This window comes from Hydrogenophaga sp. SL48, assembly GCF_021729865.1.
Lineage (GTDB): Bacteria > Pseudomonadota > Gammaproteobacteria > Burkholderiales > Burkholderiaceae_C > Hydrogenophaga.
Genome location: NZ_CP063400.1, coordinates 1,428,943 through 1,449,792, shown reverse-complemented (window position 1 = coordinate 1,449,792; position 20,850 = coordinate 1,428,943). Strand labels below are relative to the sequence as shown.

Sequence of the window (20,850 nt, the reverse complement as noted above, 5' to 3'; positions counted from 1 at the left end):
CGGGACGCGATGTGCAATGCGTCACAATCCGGGGAAACCCGACGTTCAACGAATCCGGCCCGTGGATCCACCGGCCCATCTCCATGCAAAACGGTACCCTCCTCGCCGCCATCGACCTCGGCTCCAACAGCTTTCGACTGGAGATCGGCCGCTTTCAATCGGGCCACATCGAGCGCATCGAATACATCAAAGAAACCGTTCGCCAGGGCGCCGGGCTGGACGAAAACAAGGCGTTGAGCCAGGCCGCCATGCAGCGCGGCTGGGAGTGCCTGGCCCGTTTCGCCGAGCGCCTGCACGGCTTCAAGAAGCAGCAGGTGCGCGCCGTGGCCACCCAGACCCTGCGCGAGGCCACCAACCGCGACGAATTCCTGCGCAATGCCCAGGCCATCCTCGGTTTCTCGATCGAGGTCGTCTCCGGCCATGAAGAAGCCCGCCTGATCTACCAGGGCGTGTCGCACCTGCTGCCGCAATCCGACGAGAAGCGCCTGGTGGTGGACATCGGTGGCCGTTCGACCGAAATGATCATCGGCGAGGGCTACGTGGCCAGCAAGATGGAGTCTTACCGCCTGGGCAGCGTGGCCTGGTCCACCAAGTACTTTCCCAAAGGTCAGTTCACCGCCGCCGCCTTCAAGACCGCCGAGGTGGCCGCGAAGGCGGTGCTGGACCAGGCGCTGGACCGCTTCCCCCCCACCGAATGGGACATCGCCTACGGTTCGTCCGGCACGGTGGGTGCCGTGGCCGACGTGCTCTCGGCCAACGGCTGGGCCTCGGGCGTGGTGACCCGCTCGGGCCTGGACTGGCTGGTGGAGCGGCTGATCAAGGCCGGCAACGCCGACCAGCTCAAGATCGAGGGCATGAAGGACGACCGTCGTCCGGTGATCGGTGGCGGCGTGAGCGTGCTGCGCGCGATCTTCGATCTGTTCAACATCCAGCAGATGGTGCCGGCGCAAGGTGCCTTGCGCCACGGGGCGCTGTACGACCTGATCGACCGCGACACCGACGGCGGCGATGTGCGCGAGCGCACGGTGCGCTGGCTGTGCGCCCGCTTCTCGGTCGACGAGGCGCAGGCACAGCGGGTCAGCACCGTGGCCACCGCCCTCTTCTCCCAGGTGGCCGCGGTGGACGCCCAGAACGAGCGTTATTCGCAGAAGCTGGCCTGGGCCACGCGCCTGCACGAGATCGGCACCCACATCTCGCACGATCGCTCCTACCACCATGGCGCCTACATCCTCGACAACGTGGACGCGCCCGGTTTCTCCTTCCCCGAACTGCACCGCATGAGCCAGCTGGTGCTGGGCCAGCGTGGCAAGCTCAAAAAACTGGAATCGGCCCTGTCCGACGAGCTGTTCGCCAAACAGCTGATGTGCCTTCGGCTGGCGGTGGTGTTGTGCCACGCACGGCAGATGCCCGAGCACGAGTCGGTCAAGCTCAGCTACAAGCCCGGCGCCTTCAAGCTCGCCACCAACCCGGGGTGGTCGCGGCGCTACCCGCAATCGGCCTGGCTGATCGGGGAAGAGGTGCTGGCCTGGCAAAAAACCACCTGGAAGTTCACGGCAGAGCTTCGTTGAGCGGGGCCCACGCCGGGCGGCATTCCGTCACGCTACCGGAGTGCAAGGCCGCTGACCCATGGCCTGGCGGCATGGCGTGATACCCCCTACCAGTAACATGGGTCCTCTCTCAGTCAGGACAAGTGAGCGGCAATGGCATTGATCGTGGTGGCGGAAGACGACAACGGGACACTCAAACTGATCCAGGTGGTGCTGCGCAACCAGGGTCACAGCGTGCTCACCGCGAGCGATGGCCAGGCGGCCTGGCAGCTGATCCGCGAACACCGCCCGGACCTCGTGGTCAGTGACATCAACATGCCCGGTGTGACCGGATTCGAGCTGCTGCGCGCCGTGCGCGAACACGACGACCTGAACCAGATCCCGTTTGTCCTGCTCACCTCGCTCCAGGAACGGCGCGACATGCGCCAGGGCATGACCCTGGGTGCCGACGACTACCTGACCAAGCCCGTGCGTCCCGCCGAGCTGGTGGACGCGGTGTCGGCGCAGATCAACCGGCTCGCCATGCGCTCGGCCTCGCTGGACATGCAGGTGCGCGACGCCGTGTCCGAGGCGCTCGAAGAGCAGGCCTGGAGCCTGCAGGAGCAATACGAAAACCGCCTCGCGCGCGAGCTCAGCGAGCAGTGGCCCGGTGACACCCGGGGCCAGCAGGAACACCACCCCCAGGCCACCGTGCTGTTCGCCGACATCCGGCACTACCCGGACTGGCTCGCGGCGCTCAACGCCGACCAGCTCGTCACCGTGCTCAAGCGTTTCTACGAAGGCAGCGGCGACACCGTGCACCTCTTTGGCGCCAGCACCGTGCAGTTCGTGGGCGACGGCCTGCTCGCACTGTTCACCAACATGACCGCGGGCTCCACGGCCCACCCGGGCCTGCGCGCGGTCAAGGCGGCCTTCGGCTTGCGCACCGCGGCCGCGGGCATGCAGGACTTTGTGAAGCAGCGGTTTCCAGACATCGAGCTGCCACGCTTCGAGGTCGGTGTGGCGGTGCACAGTGGTCCGGTGGCGATGATGCGGCTGGACGGCCTGCTCGGGGGCGCCCAGCAGCTGCTGCCGGTGGGAGAGACGGTGATCGATGCGATCGCCATGCAGCGGCGGGCCCCGGCCACCCATTGCGTCACGGTGTCGATTCCGGTGCTGCGCAGCGTCACCGGTGCCATCCAGCCGGTGTCGCGGCATTTCATCACCCTGCCCCACCGTGGAGAGACGCTGGAAGTGTGTGCGGTGGAACCTCTGGCCCCCTGACCCATGACCGGCGCCGACACCCGCCTCCCCGCGCCGACACGTCGCCGCCTGTCGCTGGGCCCCGCGCTGATCGCGGCCCTGGTCCTGACCGCGCTGGTGCCCTCGCTGCTGGTCTCCTGGCTGCTGTCGTCCAACAGCTCGCAGGCCATCGACACCCTGGCGGAAAACGCCATGAGCCAGGCCGCCGCCCGTGTGGACGTGGGCGCGCTGGCGCACCTGGGGGAGTCGCACACGGTGGTCAATGCGCTGGTCCCCCCCTTCGCCACCAGCGGCGCCGAGGGCGAACGCACGCGCAACTGGCTCAGGGACACCGCCGCGTTCGAGCTGATGGCGCACGCTCTGACCCAGCAGTCCCCCAACGTGCCCTACCTGTATTTCGGCACCGCCGATGGCAGCTTTTTCGGGCTGGAGCGGGAGGACGGCCAGTTCATCGTGCGCGAGATCCGGCCGGGCGAGAGCGGTCGGCGTCACTACCGGATCGGTCAACCGGGCGACCGCAGCCAGTTGGTCAAAACCGAGACCACGGTGTACGACCCGCGCAAACGCCCCTGGTACCAGCTGGCCGCGAGCACCGGCCAGCGCGTGTTCACCGACGTGTACCGATCGGCCGTGAAGAGCCAGTTCGACCTGACGCTGGCCCAGCCGATCTTCGACATCGACGGCAGGTCGCTGCTGGGGGTGATCGCCGTCGACATGAGCCTGGCGCGCCTGACCGAGCTGATCAGCAACACCCGGATCAGCGACAACGCCGTGACCTACCTGGTGGACGGCCAGGGTCGCATGGTTGCCTCCTCGGTCAAGGAGGAGCTGAGCCGGCTGGTCAACGACAAACACCAGCGCATCACGCCTTTGCAGAGCTCGGACCCGCTGGTGCGCGAGTCCTACGCCCAGCTCAGCGTCCAGACGCGGGGCGCGCAAGGTGCGTCCCAGGGCGGCCTGGTGCGGCTGGAAACCCAGCAAGACTGGCTGCAGCGACTGGGCCTGACCAACAACCGCCTGATGGCCTTGCAGCGGCCGTTCGGCTCGAAGTTCCAGCTTGACTGGCAGCTCATCGTGGTGGCACCCGAGCAGGACTTCACCCAGCAGGTGACCCAGGCCCGGCAATGGGCCCTGCTGGCCATGGCCGCGCTCATCGGTGTGGGCGTGCTGGTGGCCTACACGGTGGCGCAAGGCCTGTCGCGGCAGTTTCAGCGCCTCAACCGCTCGGCCACGCTGGTCGGCTCCGGCAAGGTGCCGGCGGTGCAGCAGAACACCCGCTTTCGCGAGGTGCACCTGCTGTCGGAGGTGATGCACGACAGCGCCGTCCAGCTGCGCGACTACAACCAGGAAATCCAGCAGAAGAACACCGCCTTGCAGGACGCCGCGCAGATGCTGGAGGAACGGGTCCGCCTGCGCACCGCCGAGCTGGCCGCCTCGCGCGAAGAGGCCCTCGCAGCGGTCAAGGCCAAGGCGGGTTTCCTGGCGGTGATGAGCCACGAGATCCGCACGCCGCTCAACGGGGTGGTGGGCATGAGCGAACTGCTGGGCGACACCGGGCTCACCGATGCGCAGAAAGACCTGCTCGGTGTGCTGAAGGTGTCGAGCGAACAGCTGCTCTCGGTGGTCGACGACATCCTGGATTTTTCCAAGATCGAATCCGGAAAGCTGGCGCTGGAGCACCTGCCGCTCGACCTGCGCGGGACCATCGCCGGCGTCTGCGAGATCGTTCGATTCAAGGCAACGGAAAAGGGGTTGCCGCTCAGGGTGCACATCGCGCCCGATGTGCCTCCGGCCATCACGGGCGACATCACCCGCCTGCGCCAGGTGCTGCTCAACCTGCTGTCCAACGCCATCAAGTTCACCGACCACGGCGAGGTGACGCTGCGGGTGTGGGTGGACCAGCCGGGCGACCCCATGGTGCTGGGGTTCAGCGTGAGCGACACCGGCGTCGGCATCTCGGCGCACCGCCTGGGTGACCTGTTCCAGCCGTTTTCGCAGGGTGACACGTCCACCGCGCGCGTCTATGGTGGCACTGGCCTGGGCCTGATGATCTGCCGCCACCTGGTCGAACTCATGGGTGGGGAAATCAAGGTGAGCAGCCTGGTGGGCGTGGGCTCCACCTTCCGCTTCACCCTCCAGGCCGAGGCTGCCCGGCTGGAGGATGTCCTGCCCGTGAGATCCGCTTCCCTGCCTGCCGCGCAGCACCTGCAACGGGTGCTGGTGGTGGACGACAACCCGGTCAATCTCCAGGTGGCCTCGGCCATGCTCACACGGCTGGGCTATCCGCACGACACCCTGGACAACGGCCTGCGGGCCATCGAGGCGGTCGAGCAGGCGCAGCGCGAACGCCGTCCTTACGCCCTGTTGCTGCTCGACAGCCACATGCCGGGCATGGATGGCGTGTCCACCGCGAAACAGATCCGTGAACGCCTGGGTGCGCAGGCCCCGGTCATCATCGGCGTGTCGGCGTCCAGCCTCGCACAAGACCGCGTGCGCTGCCTGGACGCGGGCATGGCCGACTACCTGGTCAAGCCCATGGAGCTGCCGGTGCTGGGGCAGGTGCTGCGGCACTGGACCAGCGCGGCCCCTGCACCGACATCGAAGGACAGCGCGGCCCAGCCCGGTACCCGTCAGGCGGTACCGGTCAGCACCGAGTGGATCGACCCTTCGCGGCTGGCCGCGATGGCCGAGTTCGATGACGCGCAAGGCAGCCTGCGCCGTGACATCGTGGACGCCTTTCTCGCCACGCTCGACGAGCGCACCAGCGCCGTGGGTCGCGCCGCGCAGGCGCAGGACTTCGGGTCGCTGCTTGCCGAAGCCCACCTGCTCAAGGGTGCCTGCGACAACATCGGCGCCCGGCCACTGTCCGAACTGTGCGCTGCCTTCGAGCAGGCCGCCAGCCAGCAGACGCGGCCCGACGCAGCGATGGCCGCCCTCCTGGCGACCGCAGCGGCCACCCGCCGCAGCCTGGAAGAAGCCGTCCGAAGCCTCGGCACCTGAACCCCTTCGGCTTCACGTTGCGGCCACACGCATGTGCCGTGGCGGCGAGGCTTCCGGCAAAGATATAAACGGTATATACGGTTTACAATGCCGCCCTCTCTCAACCTCAGAAGGACATGCCGATGAACGACTCTCAGAACAAATCCGCCGGAAAAAAACCCAAGCTCGTGCGCGACAGCTTCACCATCCCCAAGGCCGAATACGCCGCCATCGATGCGCTCAAGGGCCGCGCCCTGAAGCTGGGTGTGGGCGTGAAAAAGAGCGAGCTGCTGCGGGCCGGTCTCATGCTGCTGCAGCAGCTGAACGACGCCCGCTTCAAAGCCGCGATGGCCTCGGTGCCGACGATCAAGACCGGGCGCCCCGCTGCCACGGTCCAGGTGGAGATCCCCTTCGCCCCCGCCGTGGCCAAAAAGCCTGCGACCAAGCCCGCTCCGGCCAAGCCCGCTCCCGTCAAGGCGGTGGTGAAAAAGGCCGCACCGACAAAGGTGGCGGTCAAAGCAGCCCCCAAAACCGTTGCGGTGAAAGCCAGCCCGAGCCCCAAACCCGTGGTCCAGGCTCCTGCCCCCAAGCCCGTCGCGCAGCCAGCGGTCACGCCCGCCGCCAAGGTCGAGGCTCAACCCGCCAAGAAAGTGGTCGCCAAGAAGGTCGCCGTCACCCAGGCCTGAGCTGCAGCGATATCAGACCGCATTGAAGGCAAAGCGGCAACGGGTTTTCTTGGAGCCAGAGCAACACGCCGAGGCATGAGAAGGCTCCACCAAGGGCACAGCCGGGCCGGCTTTGCCGGACGGCCAGTGCCGTCCCCTTGAGGGGGTGACGCCGCAGGCGGCGCGGGGGTGTTCAAAAAAGTTCAGGTGTCTGCACCGTCACCAGCAGGTTCTGCTGGCGGCCCGCCCGCTCGCGGTTGCGCAGCCACCAGAGCGCCCCTTTTTTCATGGGGCACTCTGGCTCGGGCAGGCGCAGCAGCCGCGCAATCACCTGGCCCAGCGTCGGCTGGTGGCCAATCACCACCACCGGGGAGCGGCCATCGGGCCACCCCACCAAGGCCAGCACCGCCTCCAGATCGGCCCCGGGCAGCAGCTCGTCGCGGGTGCGGAACTTGCGGCCCAGCGCGGCGGCCGTCTGCTGGGCGCGTTGCGCGGGGCTCGCGTACACGCGGGCCCCTTCAGGCAGCTGCCGGTCCAGCCAGCCGCCCATGCGAGCGGCCTGTTTCTCTCCGCGTGGCGTGAGCCGACGCTCCAGATCGAGCGCGTCGCCCTGTGCACCCAGCAGGCCTTCGGGGTGTTCGTGGGCCTCGGCATGGCGCCAGAGAATGAGGTCCATGGTGTGTTTCCTCAGCCTTTGTGGCCGTAGCGCGCCATCAGCGCCGCCTGGGCCGAGTGCCGCACGGAAGCGCCATCAGCGGCAGACAGGTAGCTGCCATCGGGCTGCAGCAGCCAGGCGTCCTTGGTGTCGTGCAGGCTGGCCGAGAGGCACTCGTCCAGCACGCGCTGGCGCAGCGCCGGGTCGGTGACCGGCCAGGCCAGCTCCACGCGCCGCAGCATGTTGCGGTTCATCCAGTCGGCGCTGGAGAGCCAGAGCGACTCTTCGCCGCCGACCCGGAAATAGAACACGCGCGAGTGTTCGAGCAGGCGCCCGATCACCGAGCGAACGCGCACGTTGTCGGTCACGCCCTGCACCTGGGCCGGCAGGATGCAGGCGCCGCGCACGATCAGGTCGATCTTCGCGCCACGCTGTGAGGCCAGCGCCAGCGCGCGCGCCATCGGCTCGTCGGTCAGGGCGTTCATCTTGAGGATGATGCGGGCCTCTTTCCCGGCCAACGCCGCCTGTCCGGCGGCCTCGACCTGGTCGAGCATGGTCTTGTAGAGGTGGAACGGCGCGATCACCGCCTTCTTCAGGCGCGGCAGGCGGTTCTGGCTCGCGAGGTGCAGGAACAGCTGCTCCAGGTCGGCCGTGAGCGCGCGGTCGGCCGTGAGGTAGCTCAGGTCGGTGTACAGGCGCGCCGTGCCCGGGTTGTAGTTGCCGGTGGACACGTGGCCGTAGCGCCGCAGTCCGCCGCTCTCCCGGCGCGTGACCAGCAGCATCTTGGCGTGGGTCTTGAGACCGACCACGCCGTAGACCACCTGCGCACCCACCGACTCCAGGCGTTCGGCGTAGTTGATGTTGGCCTCTTCATCGAAACGCGCCTTGAGCTCCACGACCGCCGTGACCTCCTTGCCGCGCCGCACCGCTTCGCGCAGCAGGTTCATCAGCTCGGACTTGGCGCCGGTGCGGTAGATGGTCATCTTGATCGCGAGCACATCGGGGTCGTCGACCGCCTCGCGCAGAAAGGCCAGCACCGCGTCGAAGCTCTCGTAGGGCTGGTGGATCAGCACGTCCCCCTGTTGCAGCCGCTCAAAAAACGACTGCCCGGGCGTGAGCTGCACCGGCCAGCCGGCGGTGTAGGGCTCAAAGCGCAGGGACGGCACATCGACCTGGTCGATCAGCTGGTTCAGCCGCACCAGGTTCACCGGCCCCGGCACCCTGAACAGCGCCTGCGGCGGCAAGGCGAACTGCTCCAGCAGAAAGCCCGACAGAAACTCCGAGCAACCGGCCGACACCTCCAGCCGCAGCGCCTCACCGTAGTGGCGCTGCTGCAGGCCCTTGCGCAGCGCGGTGCGCAGGTTCTTCACCTCTTCCTCGTCCACAGCCAGGTCCGAGTGGCGGGTCACGCGGAACTGCGAGAACTCGGTCACCTGGCGCCCGGGGAACAGGTCGTCCAGGTGCGAACGGATCAGGCTGGAGATCGAGACAAAGTGCGTCTGCTTCGAACCCTTGACCGGTGGCATGCGAAAGAAACGCGGCAGGATGCGCGGCACCTTGACGATGGCGACCTCGTTCTCGCGGCCAAACGCGTCCTTGCCCTTGAGGCGGACGATGAAGTTGAGCGACTTGTTGGCCACCTGCGGGAACGGGTGGGCCGGGTCCAGGCCCACGGGCATCAGCAGCGGCTGCACCTCGCGGTGGAAAAACGACTTCACCCATTGCCGCTGCCGCGCGTCGCGTTCACCGTGAGACACCAGCTTGATCCCCTGCTTTTCCAGCAGGGGCAGCAACTCGTCGTTGTAGATCGCGTACTGCTGCGCGACCAGCTCGTGCAGCTTGTTCGAGATCCGTTCGTAGCTGCTGGCGGTGTACACACCCCGCTTCTCGCCCAGGTTGAAAGCGCTGAGTTGCGGAGCCATGCGCACCTCGAAGAATTCGTCGAGGTTGCTGGAGACGATGCACAGGTAACGCAGGCGCTCCAGCAGGGGCACATCGGCGCGGCGCGCCCAGTCCATGACGCGCTCGTTGAACGCCAGGATGCTGCGGTCGCGGTCCAGCAGCACCAGGCCAGGGTTCGAAGGTTCAGCTTTCATCGGTTTCGTCAGGTGGCGTCAGGCGTCGGCATGCTCCGAGAGAGGCAGCGGCACTGACTTGTGACGATTATTCAACGAAGGGATGACGGTTGTGTGACACTTCGGCCCGCCGCAGCGCCAGCACCGCGGGTGCTTCGCTCACGGAGCGGTGGTGCCGCGCGGTCCACAGCGGCCGAGGCACCCTCGCGAGGTGCGACACGAACAGCGCGGCGACCCGCTCCCAGTCGAAGGCCTGGGCGCGTCGCCGTGCCTCATGGCGACGGACCTTCAGGGCCGCCGACCAGGCTTCGTGCAGGTCTTCGCGCAACGCACCGGCCGGGCTGTCACCCACCGCCTGCAAGGGGCCGTCCACCGGATGCGCCGCCACCGGCACGCCGCAGGCCATGGCTTCCAGCATCACGATGCCAAAACTTTCGCTGCGGCTCGGGAACACGAACACGTCGCACGCCGCGTACACGTGGGCCAGCTCCCGGCGCGGCAGCACCCCCACCCAATGCACGTTGGGGTAGCGGTCGCGCAGCCCGTCTTCGAGCGGGCCGGTGCCGCAGACCACCTTGCTGCCGGGCACGTCCAGCTCCAGGAACGCCTTGATGTTTTTCTCGTGCGACACCCCACCGACATACAGGCTGACCGGGCGGGCCAGGTGCCCCAGCGCGGGCGACTCGGTGGCCTGGGCCGCGAACGCGAAGAGCCGCGTGTCCACCCCGTGGGTCCATTCACGCAAATGCCCGAAGCCCTGCTGCTGCAGCGTCTGGCGCACGCCGCTGGTGGGCACCATCACGCCGCTGCTTGGCCGGTGAAACCGGCGAAACAAGGCATAGCCCCAGGACAGCGGCAGGCCCAACGCGGCCTTCAGCATCTCGGGGAAGCGGGTGTGGAACGCCGTCGTGAAGGGCAGCCCGCGGCGCAGGCAGTGGCGCCGCGCGGCCCAGCCCAGCGGGCCTTCCGTGGCGATGTGGATGGCGTCGGGCTGTGCCTCGTCCATGAGCCGGGTCAGGCGCCGGCCGGGAAACAGCGCCAGGTCGATCCCGGGATGGCCTGGGCAAGGGCGGGTCCGGAACTGCCCCGGCTGGATCACCGTGGCGGCGTGGCCCATGGCCTGCAACTGGCGCACCAGTTCCACCAGCGTGGTCACGACCGCATTGACCTGAGGCAACCAGGCATCGGTCACCACCAGGATGTTCATGGGGAGGAAGGAGGCGGCGGCAGACATGTCAGGCGGGGATCAAGGCGACCTCCATGGGCACGCTGGTCCCTTCGCCACCCGAATGACGGGGGTGCCAGTGCAGCAGCTCCAGGCGACCGTCCCGGTGCTCGACCAGGGCCGACAGGCTCTCGACCCAGTCACCGTCGTTGACGTACAGGGTGCCGTCGATGGTGCGCATCTCGGGCCGGTGGATGTGCCCGCACACGACACCGTGAAAGCCGCGTTGCCGCGCTTCGGCGGCCACGGCGCGCTCGAAGTCCGAGACGTGGTTCACCGCGCGCTTCACCTTGTGTTTCAGGTACTGCGACAGCGACCAGTAGCGCATGCCCAGGCGCTGGCGCACGGTGTTGAGGTGGCGGTTCAGGGTCAGGGTGACGCCGTAGAGGTTGTCGCCCACGTAGGCCAGCCATTTGGCGCACTGGATCACACCGTCGAAATGGTCACCGTGCACCACCCACAGGTGGCGGCCATCGACCAGGGTGTGCACGGTTTCATTGAGCACCTCGATGCCGCCGAAACGCTGGCCGTCGAACTGGCGTGCGAACTCGTCGTGGTTGCCCGGCACGAACACGACCCGGCAGCCCTTGCGCGAGCGGCGCAGCAGCTTCTGCACCACGTCGTTGTGCGCCTGCGGCCAGAACCATTTGCGGCGCAACTGCCAGCCGTCGATGATGTCGCCCACCAGGTAGAGCGTGTCGCTCGGGTGGTGCTTGAGAAAATCGAGCAAGGCCGCGGCCTGGCAGCCAGGCGTGCCCAGGTGCACGTCGGAGATGAAGACCGCCCGGTAGTGGGGCCGTCCGGTCTCATCTTCATGCGGCTCGTCGTCGGCATCGGGACCAGAGGGCAAGGCCCCGCCCAAACCCGCACCACCCAAAGCTTCAAAGACGGCTCTCATGTTGGCTCCTTGATGTCAGCACAAACAGCGCCGCAGAACTCCCCCGGCCAGGGCACCGCCGGGCCGGCTCCGCCGGACGGCCAGTGCCGCCCCCCCGGGGGGGGGTGACGCCGAAGGCGGCGCGGGGGGTCATCACATCCCGAAATGCCGGCGGTAACGCGCCGGCATGTCTGCGATGCGCATCATCATCGGCAGGTCGGCGGCGTTGAAATCCGGGTCCCAGGCCGGTGGGCCCATGACCTTGGCGCCCAGGCGCAGGTAGCCCTTGATGAGCGCGGGCGGCTCGACATCCAGCGTGTCGTCCAGCCGGTCCACCGGCAGCGGCAGGCGGGGACGCACGTGGCAATCCACCGGCGCCATGTGTTTGTCTTTCACCTGGCGCCAGATGCTGGCCGCCACATGGCCACCACCCACCACGCCGTGTTCGCCTTCGTGCTGCATGGGGATGCTGGCGCAGCCGATCATGATGTCCAGGCGGTTGCGCTGCATGAAGGCCGCGAGCGCGCCCCACAGGGCCATGATCACGCCGCCGTGGCGGTGGTCGCGGTGCACGCAGCTGCGGCCCAGCTCGACCATGCGCTCGCGCATGTGGCGCAGGCGCACCAGGTCAAACTCGGTGTCGCTGTAGGTGCTGCCCACGCGTTTGGCCTGCTCGGGGGTGAGCACGCGGTAGGTGCCGATGACCTGGCGGGTCGCGGCGTCGCGCACCAGCAGGTGTTCACAGAAGTCGTCGAACAGGTCCACGTCGTGGCCGGGCAGCGCGCCCGACAGGATGGCGCCCATCTCGCCGGCGAACACGTCGTGCCTCAGGCGTTGCGCTTCGCGGACCTCGTCCAGATGCCGCGCCCAGCCGACCTCGATGCCGGCCGGTGCATGTTCTTCGGCGCGGGAGATCGCCGAAACAAGCTGAGAGCGGGGATGAAGTGACCCCCGGAAAATGGACGCTGGGGACAGGTCCAGCGTCGGGGTGGGGAGTTCTCGCATGGTGGCCTCCTTGAAGAGATGCGCGCCACTCATGGACGCGTTGTGGATGGTTTTTCCGGGCATGCATGGAATTCTGGGCAGCCCGGATGACCAAGCTGTGGCGCCTTGATGAAGCTTTGTTGACAGTCCGCTGCGATCACGTCGAACTGCCTTCAAGCCGTCATCAAATTTTCACAACCACCCATCAGACTGCGCTGCGTTCTTCATCCACTGCGTCAACACCATGCCGAAACACACCCCCATGAATTTCAACGACGAAGACTCCAACACCACGTCCAACACCGCGTTCGAGCAGGTGCTGGACAGCCGCCTGAGCCGCCGCAGCCTGTTCAGGGGCGCGGGCCTGGTCGGTGTGGCCGCTGGCGCCACGGCCATGACGGGCTGCGCCACCTCCATGAACGGCGGTGGCGCCACGCTCAGCAGCCTGGGCTTCAAGCCCGTGGCCAAGAGCCTGGCCGACAAGGTGGTGGTGCCCGAGGGCTACACCGCTCAGGTCATCTACGCGCTGGGCGACCCGCTCACCGCCACCACCCCCGCCTTCAAGAACGACGGCACCGACGCCGCCTTCGAACAGCGCGCCGGCGACCACCACGACGGCATGGAATGGTTCGGCCTGGACGCCAGCGGCCAGCCCTCGAACGCCTTCACCAGCCGCGGCCTGCTGGCCATGAACCACGAGGCCACGACCGACGAGAAGCTCGCTTCCTTCTTCATCCACGCCAACGGCGGCACCGCCACCCTGCCCCGCCCGGCCGCCGAAGTGGACAAGGAACTGGCCATCCACGGCCTGTCTTTCGTGGAAGTCCAGACCAACGGCAAGCAGTGGGCCTACAAGGCCGCCTCGCCGTTCAACCGCCGCGTGACCACCATGACCACCGCCGCCATCCATGGTCCGGCCCGTGGCAGCGAGCACCTGGTGACGAAGTTCAGCACCGACGCGACACTGTGCCGTGGCACGCTGAACAACTGCGGCACCGGCAAGACGCCCTGGGGCACTTTCGTCAGCGGTGAAGAGAACTGGTACGGCTATTTCTTCCGCGACGCCAAGGACGACGAGGCCCGCAAGAAGGACAAGCAGGTGCAAGGCCTCAAGCGCTACGGCCGCAAGGCCGGCGAAGCCAGCCGCCACGGCTGGGAGAGCGCGGGCAGCGACGACCGCTTCGTGCGCTGGAACAACAGCGCCATCGGCGCCTCGGCCAAGGACGACTACCGCAACGAGATGAACACCTTCGGCTATGTGGTCGAGGTCGACGCCTACGACACCCAAGCCCCGATGCGCAAGCGCACCGGCCTGGGCCGCTTCGCCCACGAGAGCGTGGCGTTTGCCAAGCCGGTGTCCGGCCAGCCCATCGTGGCCTACATGGGCGACGATGCGCGCGGCGAGTACATCTACAAGTTCGTGTCCGAAGCCAAGTGGGACCCGAAAGATGCCCAGCCCGCCAACCGCCTCGCCGCCGGTGACAAGTACCTCGACAAGGGCACGCTGTTTGCCGCCCGCTTCAAGGGTGATGGCAGCGGCGAATGGCTGGAACTCTCGATGAACAACCCGGTGCTGGCCGGCAGCTCGTACTTCGAGTTCAAGAGCAACGCCGACATGGCCATCTTCACGCGCCTCGCGGCCGACGCCGTGGGCGCCACCAAGATGGACCGCCCCGAGTGGAACGGCGTGCACCCGCGCACCGGTGAGGTGTATTTCACGCTGACCAACAACAGCAACCGCACCGCCGCCAGCGCCGACGCCGTCAACCCGCGCGTGTACACCGACATGAAGGGCAGCAAGGAGCAGAAGGGCAACGTCAACGGCCACATCGTGCGCCTGGCCGACGCCTCGCCCGCAGGTTCGTCGTTCAAGTGGGACATCTATGTGTTCGGCGCCGAGGCCGGTGCCGACAAGTCCACCGTCAACCTGTCGAACCTGACCGACGACAACGACATGTCCTCGCCCGACGGCCTGGTGTTCAGCCCGGCCACCGGCATCTGCTGGATCCAGACCGACGACGGCGCCTACACCGACAAGACCAACTGCATGATGCTGGCCGCCATCCCCGGCAAGCAGGGCGACGGCGGACCGCGCACGGTCAAGCACGGCGACAAGACAGTCACCACCTACGTGGGCAAGGCCCCGACGCCGACCACGCTGGCGCGCTTCCTCGTCGGCCCCAAGGGCAGCGAGATCACCGGCTGGTGCGAAACGCCCGACGGCCGCGCGGTGTTCATCAACATCCAGCACCCCGGCGAGAGCACCAAGATGGCCGACGTCAACGACCCGACGAAGTACGAGAGCCAGTGGCCCGCCAACGCCGGCTACGGCGCCGGCAAGCGCCCCCGCTCGGCCACGATCGTGATCACGAAGAACGACGGCGGCGTGATTGGAAGTTGACCCCCTGCGCCGCTTCGCGGCTTCCCCCTTGCAGGGGGACCACACCTTGGACCGGCGGAGCCGGCTCCTTGGTGTGTCTGGGTGGGGCATCTAGCTCCGGCCACGGTTTCACTTGGCTCCGACTGCTTGAATGGAATTGCCATGGATGACTTGAACACCGCTCACTCGATGGAACACGACGCGGACTGGCTGCGCCGGGTGCAGAACGAGCTGCTCGACGGCTACGACGAAGAGCTGGAAATGGAGATGGACGACCGGGTGCTGGAGGAGGCGGCGCGCCAAGGCGGCGCGCCGTCGAGCACCACCGCCGAGCTCAACGGGCAGCGTCGCACCTACTTTCGAGAACTGTTCCGGCTGCAGGGCGAGCTGGTGAAGCTGCAGGACTGGGTGGTCGCCACGGGCCACAAGGTCGTGATCATCTTCGAGGGCCGCGACGCGGCGGGCAAAGGGGGCGTGATCAAGCGCATCACCCAGCGGCTGAACCCCCGGGTCTGCCGCGTGGTGGCGCTGCCCGCGCCCAACGACCGCGAGCGAACGCAGTGGTACTTCCAGCGCTACGTGACGCACCTGCCGGCCGGCGGCGAGATCGTGCTGCTGGACCGCAGCTGGTACAACCGCGCCGGCGTCGAGAAGGTCATGGGCTTCTGCAGCGACGAGCAGTACGAGGCCTTTTTCCGCGACGTGCCCGAGTTCGAGAAGATGCTGGTTCGCAACGGCATCCAGCTCATCAAGTACTGGTTTTCGATCTCCGACGAAGAGCAGCACCTGCGCTTCATGGGCCGCATCCACGACCCGCTCAAGCAGTGGAAGCTCAGCCCCATGGACCTGGAGAGCCGGCGCCGCTGGGAGATGTACACCAAGGTCAAGGAAGTGATGCTGGAACGCACCCACATCCCCGAATCGCCGTGGTGGGTGGTGCAGGCCAACGACAAGAAGACCGCACGGCTCAACTGCATCCACCACCTGCTGCAACAGATGCCCTACACCGAGATCGAGCGCCCCGGCATCGTGCTGCCCCCGCGCGAACGACACGAAGACTACAAGCGCCAGGCGGTGCCGGACGAGATGCTGGTGCCGACGGTGTACTGATCCCCCCCGCGCCGCGGGCATTTGGCCCCCCGCGCCGCCTGCGGCGTCACCCCCCAGGGGGCCACGCGAGCGGACTGGCCGAGCCAGCTCCGCCGCGTTCTGGGTTTCGGGCACTTGCTTCTGCTGCTGGCTTGTGCGCGTTGCGCCCTCCCCCCGGGCATGTCATGTCCTGTTTGCCGGCCCACGTTTGGGCCGGCTTTGCCGTTTCCGAACGGTTTCCATGGTCTGGAATGTCTTCACTTTGACCTGAATTTGTCCCAAGTTTGATCTTGTATGGCGGAAGATGGCCGCCTACGATGCGCCACCAACCCCCTCGGGCCAGGGGTGGCGCACAAAAAATACAGGAGACAGACATTGGCACCCTGGGACAACTTGTCTCTGAACGAGACCACCTTGCTTCAGGCCATCTTCTGGTCTGAAGGCAGTTCGCGCCTGTCGCTGGCCGACCGCCTCGCGTTCTCGAAAAGCAAGACCAACAACCTGATCACCGGCCTGCTGGACGCCGGCCTGCTCGAAGAAAGTGGCCTGCGTGGCTCCACCGGCGGGCGCCGGCCCGAGACCCTCACGCTCAGCGCCGGCCTGGGCGTGCTGGTGGGCGTGGACCTCGGCGCGACCAGCCTGGACGTGGCCGTGATGCGCCCCGACCTGAGCGTGCTGGCCCGCCACACCGAAGCGGCCGACGTGCGCACGGGCCCCGGCGTGGTGCTGGCCCGGTTGCGCGTGCTGATGCGCCAGTTGCTCGCCCAGTGCGGCATGACCGCCGGGCAGGTGATCGCCATCGGCATGGGCGTGCCCGGCCCGGTGGACTTTGAAAGCGCCCAGCTGGTCAACCCGCCGCTGATGCCCGAGTGGGACAGCTTCTCGATCCGCGACTACCTGAGCGAGGAATACAGCGCACCGGTGTTCGTGGACAACGACGTGAACCTGATGGCGCTGGGCGAGCTGTGGCGCCTGCAGGGCGGCCTGCAGAACTTCCTGGTGATCAAGGTCGGCACCGGCATCGGTTGCGGCATCGTCTGTCACGGCGAGGTCTACCGCGGCGCCAACGGCTCGGCCGGGGACGTGGGCCACATCTGCGTGGACACGAGCGGACCGCGCTGCCACTGCGGCAACGCGGGATGCGTGGAGGCCATGGCCGCCGCACCCGCCATCGTGCGCCAGGCCACGCTCGCGGCCGAAGCGGGCGAAAGCCCGCTGCTGGCCGCGAGCCTCGCCGCCAACGGCGCCATCACCCCCGAAGACGTGGGCCAGGCCAGCCGCAACGGCGACGCCGCAGCCAACCGCATCATCCAGGACGCGGGCAGCCTGATCGGACAGATGCTGGCCTCGGTGGTGAACTTCTTCAACCCCTCGCACGTGTTCATCGGCGGCGGTCTCACGCGCATCGGGCCGCTGTTCCTGGCCTCGGTGCGGCAGAGCGTGTACCACCGCTCGCTGGCCCTGTCCACGCGGCACCTGGAGATCCAGTACACCCCACTGGCCGAGCGGGCCGGCGTGGTGGGCGCCGGCGCGCTGGCCATGCAGGAGACCTTGAAACACCGGAAGGCCAGCGCATGAGCCCACCCTCCCTGCAGATTGAATTTCGCGGCACCACCAAGTCCTTCGGCCCGGTGCAGGTGCTGCACGGGGTGGACTTCGCCGTGCCCCCGGGCCAGGTGCTGGGCCTGCTGGGCGAGAACGGCGCAGGCAAATCCACGCTCATGAAAATCCTGGCGGGTTTTGAACAGGCCAGCGGCGGCGCCGTGCTGCTCAATGGCCAGCCCCTGGCGTTGACCAGTTCCCGCGACGCCGAGGCCCGGGGCATCGTGCTGATCCACCAGGAGTTCAGCCTGGCCGAGGACCTGACGATCGCGCAGAACCTGTTCCTGGGCCACGAGAAAAAACGCGGCTGGGGCGGCCTGCTGCTGGACGAAGACACCATGCGCACCGAAGCGCAGGCGGCCATCGCCCAGGTCGGCCTGACGGCCGATGTGAACACCCGGGTGAAAGACCTGATCGTGGCCGAGAAGCAGCTGGTGGAGATCGCGCGCGCGCTCTTGCGCAAGGCACGCCTGCTGATCATGGACGAGCCCACGGCCACGCTCACGCCCACCGAGACCGAGCGCCTGTTTGGCCTGATGCGCCAGCTCAAAAGCGAGGGCGTGACCCTGGTCTACATCTCGCACAAGCTGGACGAGGTGGAGCGCATGACCGACCAGGTGGTGGTGATGCGCGACGGCCGCTGCGTGGCGCAGCAACCCACGGCCAGCCTGAGCCGCCAGCAGATGGCCAACCTCATGGTGGGCCGCGAACTGGCCGACCTGTACCCGCCCAAGGCGACACCGCCCGCCGCCGCCACACCGGCGCTGCGCGTGCAGGGCCTGAGCGTGCCGGGCTGGGCGCAGGACGTGAGCTTTGAAGTCCGCCCCGGCGAGATCCTGGGCTTTGCCGGCCTGGTCGGCGCGGGCCGCACCGAACTCTTCGAGGGCATCATGGGCCTGCGCCGCTGCAGCGCGGGCACGTTGGAGCTGCAGGGCCGCGTGCAGACCATCCGCAGTCCGCGAGACGCCGTGCGCCTGGGCCTGACCTACCTGAGCGAAGACCGCAAGGGCAAGGGCCTGCACGTCAACTTCGGCCTGCGCGAGAACCTCACGCTCATGGCGCTGGAGCGCTACGCCACACCCTTGCTGCAACCCGCTCAGGAACACCAGGCGCTGGCCCGCGCGGTGGACGAATTCGGCATCCGCACCGGCAGCCTGCACATCAAGGCCTCCAGCCTGTCGGGCGGCAACCAGCAGAAGGTGGCGCTGGCCAAGGTGCTGCACCCCGGCCCCAAGGTCGTGGTGCTGGACGAACCCACGCGCGGCGTGGACGTGGGCGCCAAGCGCGACATCTATTTGCTGATCCAGAAGCTGGCCAGCCAGGGCCTGGCCGTGGTCATCGTTTCCAGCGAACTCATGGAGCTGATCGGCCTGTGCCACCGCGTGGCGGTGATGCGCGCGGGCCGGCTGCAGACCATTCTGGAATCCCCCCAACTCACCGAAGAGGAGCTCATCGCCCATGCCACAGGAACCCACTGAGAACACCACCCTGGGCCACGCCAGCCGGTGGCTGGGCCAGCTGCAGGGCATGGGCCCGGTGATCGGCCTGGTCGTGCTGTGCGTGGTGGGCACGCTGCTCAACAGCAACTTCGCCACGCTGGACAACATCACCAACGTGCTCACGCGCACGGCCTTCATCGGCATCATCGCCGTGGGCATGTGTTTCGTCATCGTGTCGGGTGGCATCGACCTGTCGGTGGGCTCCATGGCCGCGCTGATCGCGGGCAGCGTGATCCTGGCGATGAACCAGCTCGCACCCGTGTTGGGCACGCCCGTGGGCACGGTGGTGATGGGCATGGCGCTGGCGCTGGTGCTGGGCGCCGCGTTCGGCCTGGCGCACGGCCTCTTGATCACCAAGGGGCGCATCGAGCCCTTCATCGTGACGCTGGGCACGTTGGGCATCTTCCGCGCCTACCTGACCTACTTCTCCAACGGCGGCGCCATCACGCTGGACAACGAGCTGACCGACGTCTACAGCCCGGTGTACTACGGCAGCGTGGCGGGCATTCCGATTCCGGTGTGGGTGTTCCTGGCGGTGGCGCTGCTGGGCAGCGTGATCCTGAACCGCACCACCTTCGGCCGCTATGTGCAGGCCATCGGCTCCAACGAACAGGTGGCGCGTTACGCCGCCGTGGACGTGGACCGCGTGAAGGTGCTGACCTATGTGCTGCTGGGCGTGTGCGTGGGCATTGCCACCCTGCTCTATGTGCCGCGCCTGGGCTCGGCCTCGCCCACCACCGGCCTGCTGTGGGAGCTCGAAGCCATCGCCGCTGTCATCGTGGGCGGCACCGCGCTCAAGGGCGGCGCGGGCACCATCACCGGCACGGTGGTGGGCGCCGTGCTGCTCTCCGTGATCAGCAACATCCTGAACCTGACCAGCATCATCAGCGTGTACCTCAACGCGGCGGTGCAGGGCTTCGTGATCATCGCCGTCGCTTTCATGCAGCGGTCAAAAAGATAAATTTTTCCACCACAGCACAACGCTGTTTTTTCCAACCTGCACCCAGGAGACAACTGAAATGAAAAAAATCACCCGCAGACTCGCACTGACCGCCGTGGCCATGGCCGCCCTCGGCAGCGCCCCCAGCTTCGCACAGAACAAGGTCGTGCTCGGTGTGTCCATCCCGGCCGCCACACACAGCTTCATGGCGGGCGTGGTGTTCTGGGCCAACCAGGCCAAGGCCGAGCTGGAGAAGGCCAACCCCGGCCTGGAAGTGATCGTGAAGACCGCCAGCGGTTCGCCCGAACAGGCCAACCAGCTGCAGGACCTGCTGACCGTGAACAAGATCAACGCCCTGGTGGTGCTGCCCTTCGAATCGGCCGCCCTGACCAAGCCCGTGGCCCAGCTCAAGGGCAAGGGCGTGTACGTGACCGTGGTGGACCGCGGCCTGACCGACACCAGCGCGCAAGACGCCTACGTGGCCCCCAACAACACCACCTTCGGCGAAGTGCCGGCGGCCTACATCGGCAAGGCGCTGGGCGGCAAGGGCAATGTGGTGGTGCTGCGCGGCATCGCCTCCAACGTGGACAACGAACGCAACGACGCCTTCAACGCCGGCCTCAAAGCCTTCCCCGGCATCAAGGTGCTGGACGCCAAGTACGGCAACTGGAACCGCGACGATGCGTTCAAGGTCATGCAGGACTACCTGACCCGCTTCCCGCAGATCGACGCCGTCTGGGCCGCCGACGACGACATGTCGGTGGGCGTGCTCAAGGCCATCGACCAGGCCAAGCGCACCGACATCAAGCTGGTGTTCGGCGGCGCGGGCGCCAAGGGCTCCATCAAGACCCTGATGGACGGCAGCGACCCGCGCATCCAGGCCAACGTGTCCTACTCGCCCAAGTTCATCTACGACGCAGTGAAGATGACGGCCGAAGCCCGCCTGAAAGGCGCCAAGCTGCCCGCCAACACCATCATCCCGTCGGTGCTGATCACCAAGGACACCGCGCGGAACTTCTACTTCCCCAACTCGCCGTTCTGAGTTCGCGTTGAACCACGCCGTTCGCGTTGAGCCTGTCGAAACGCTGCCC

General features: G+C 67.3%; 15 protein-coding genes. 10 read left to right on the top strand and 5 right to left on the bottom strand.

Annotation, left to right across the window (positions count from 1 at the left end; all coding sequences use genetic code 11):
- The first annotated feature begins 83 nt into the window (after window positions 1-83).
- From ppx to IM738_RS25975, 4 genes are all read left to right on the top strand, one after another.
- Window positions 84-1,568: an exopolyphosphatase gene (gene ppx, locus IM738_RS06925; RefSeq protein WP_236965143.1), complete on the top strand. Its 1,485-nt coding sequence runs from the start codon at window positions 84-86 to the stop codon at window positions 1,566-1,568.
- Window positions 1,569-1,700: 132 nt separating this feature from the next.
- Complete coding sequence (locus tag IM738_RS06920) at window positions 1,701-2,810, top strand: response regulator (RefSeq protein WP_236965142.1); 1,110 nt, start codon at window positions 1,701-1,703, stop codon at window positions 2,808-2,810.
- 3 nt (window positions 2,811-2,813) lie between these two features.
- On the top strand, window positions 2,814-5,789 hold the full coding sequence (locus IM738_RS06915; RefSeq protein ID WP_236965141.1) for a hybrid sensor histidine kinase/response regulator: 2,976 nt from the start codon (window positions 2,814-2,816) through the stop codon (window positions 5,787-5,789).
- A gap of 122 nt (window positions 5,790-5,911) precedes the next feature.
- On the top strand, window positions 5,912-6,454 hold the full coding sequence (locus IM738_RS25975) for a hypothetical protein (RefSeq protein ID WP_336886554.1): 543 nt from the start codon (window positions 5,912-5,914) through the stop codon (window positions 6,452-6,454).
- Window positions 6,455-6,626: 172 nt separating this feature from the next.
- Here IM738_RS25975 and IM738_RS06905 read toward each other — a convergent pair whose 3' ends face one another.
- The 5 genes from IM738_RS06905 to IM738_RS06885 form a co-directional block, all read right to left on the bottom strand.
- Window positions 6,627-7,109 carry a SixA phosphatase family protein gene (locus IM738_RS06905; RefSeq protein WP_236965140.1) on the bottom strand — a complete coding sequence of 161 codons (483 nt, stop codon included), beginning with the start codon at window positions 7,107-7,109 and terminating at the stop codon, window positions 6,627-6,629.
- An 11-nt stretch (window positions 7,110-7,120) separates the two neighbouring features.
- Entirely contained in the window at window positions 7,121-9,184 is a 2,064-nt protein-coding gene (gene ppk1 / locus IM738_RS06900) for a polyphosphate kinase 1 (protein ID WP_236965139.1), read from the bottom strand.
- Window positions 9,185-9,251: 67 nt separating this feature from the next.
- A complete protein-coding gene (locus tag IM738_RS06895) occupies window positions 9,252-10,370 on the bottom strand; it encodes a glycosyltransferase family 4 protein (RefSeq protein WP_236966266.1) in 1,119 nt (372 codons plus the stop codon).
- A 28-nt stretch (window positions 10,371-10,398) separates the two neighbouring features.
- Window positions 10,399-11,286 carry a UDP-2,3-diacylglucosamine diphosphatase gene (locus IM738_RS06890; RefSeq protein WP_236965138.1) on the bottom strand — a complete coding sequence of 296 codons (888 nt, stop codon included), beginning with the start codon at window positions 11,284-11,286 and terminating at the stop codon, window positions 10,399-10,401.
- A 132-nt stretch (window positions 11,287-11,418) separates the two neighbouring features.
- Complete coding sequence (locus IM738_RS06885) at window positions 11,419-12,270, bottom strand: GNAT family N-acetyltransferase (RefSeq protein WP_236966265.1); 852 nt, start codon at window positions 12,268-12,270, stop codon at window positions 11,419-11,421.
- Between the two features lie 241 nt (window positions 12,271-12,511).
- On the opposite strand from IM738_RS06885, the gene IM738_RS06880 reads away from it, so the two are divergent.
- The 6 genes from IM738_RS06880 (at window position 12,512) to IM738_RS06855 (ending at window position 20,801) form a co-directional block, all read left to right on the top strand.
- Window positions 12,512-14,650 (top strand): PhoX family protein, encoded by a 2,139-nt coding sequence (locus IM738_RS06880; protein WP_236965137.1) that lies wholly within the window; start codon window positions 12,512-12,514, stop codon window positions 14,648-14,650.
- Window positions 14,651-14,791: 141 nt separating this feature from the next.
- Window positions 14,792-15,739 (top strand): polyphosphate kinase 2, encoded by a 948-nt coding sequence (ppk2, locus tag IM738_RS06875; RefSeq protein ID WP_442908492.1) that lies wholly within the window; start codon window positions 14,792-14,794, stop codon window positions 15,737-15,739.
- Window positions 15,740-16,093: 354 nt separating this feature from the next.
- On the top strand, window positions 16,094-17,296 hold the full coding sequence (locus tag IM738_RS06870; protein ID WP_236965136.1) for an ROK family protein: 1,203 nt from the start codon (window positions 16,094-16,096) through the stop codon (window positions 17,294-17,296).
- A complete protein-coding gene (locus IM738_RS06865; RefSeq protein ID WP_236965135.1) occupies window positions 17,293-18,798 on the top strand; it encodes a sugar ABC transporter ATP-binding protein in 1,506 nt (501 codons plus the stop codon). Before IM738_RS06870 ends, IM738_RS06865 begins: the two co-directional genes overlap by 4 nt.
- Window positions 18,779-19,780 (top strand): ABC transporter permease, encoded by a 1,002-nt coding sequence (locus tag IM738_RS06860; protein ID WP_236965134.1) that lies wholly within the window; start codon window positions 18,779-18,781, stop codon window positions 19,778-19,780. Before IM738_RS06865 ends, IM738_RS06860 begins: the two co-directional genes overlap by 20 nt.
- A gap of 58 nt (window positions 19,781-19,838) precedes the next feature.
- Window positions 19,839-20,801, top strand: coding sequence for a substrate-binding domain-containing protein (locus IM738_RS06855; RefSeq protein ID WP_236965133.1), 963 nt, complete (start codon window positions 19,839-19,841; stop codon window positions 20,799-20,801).
- Window positions 20,802-20,850 lie beyond the last annotated feature (49 nt).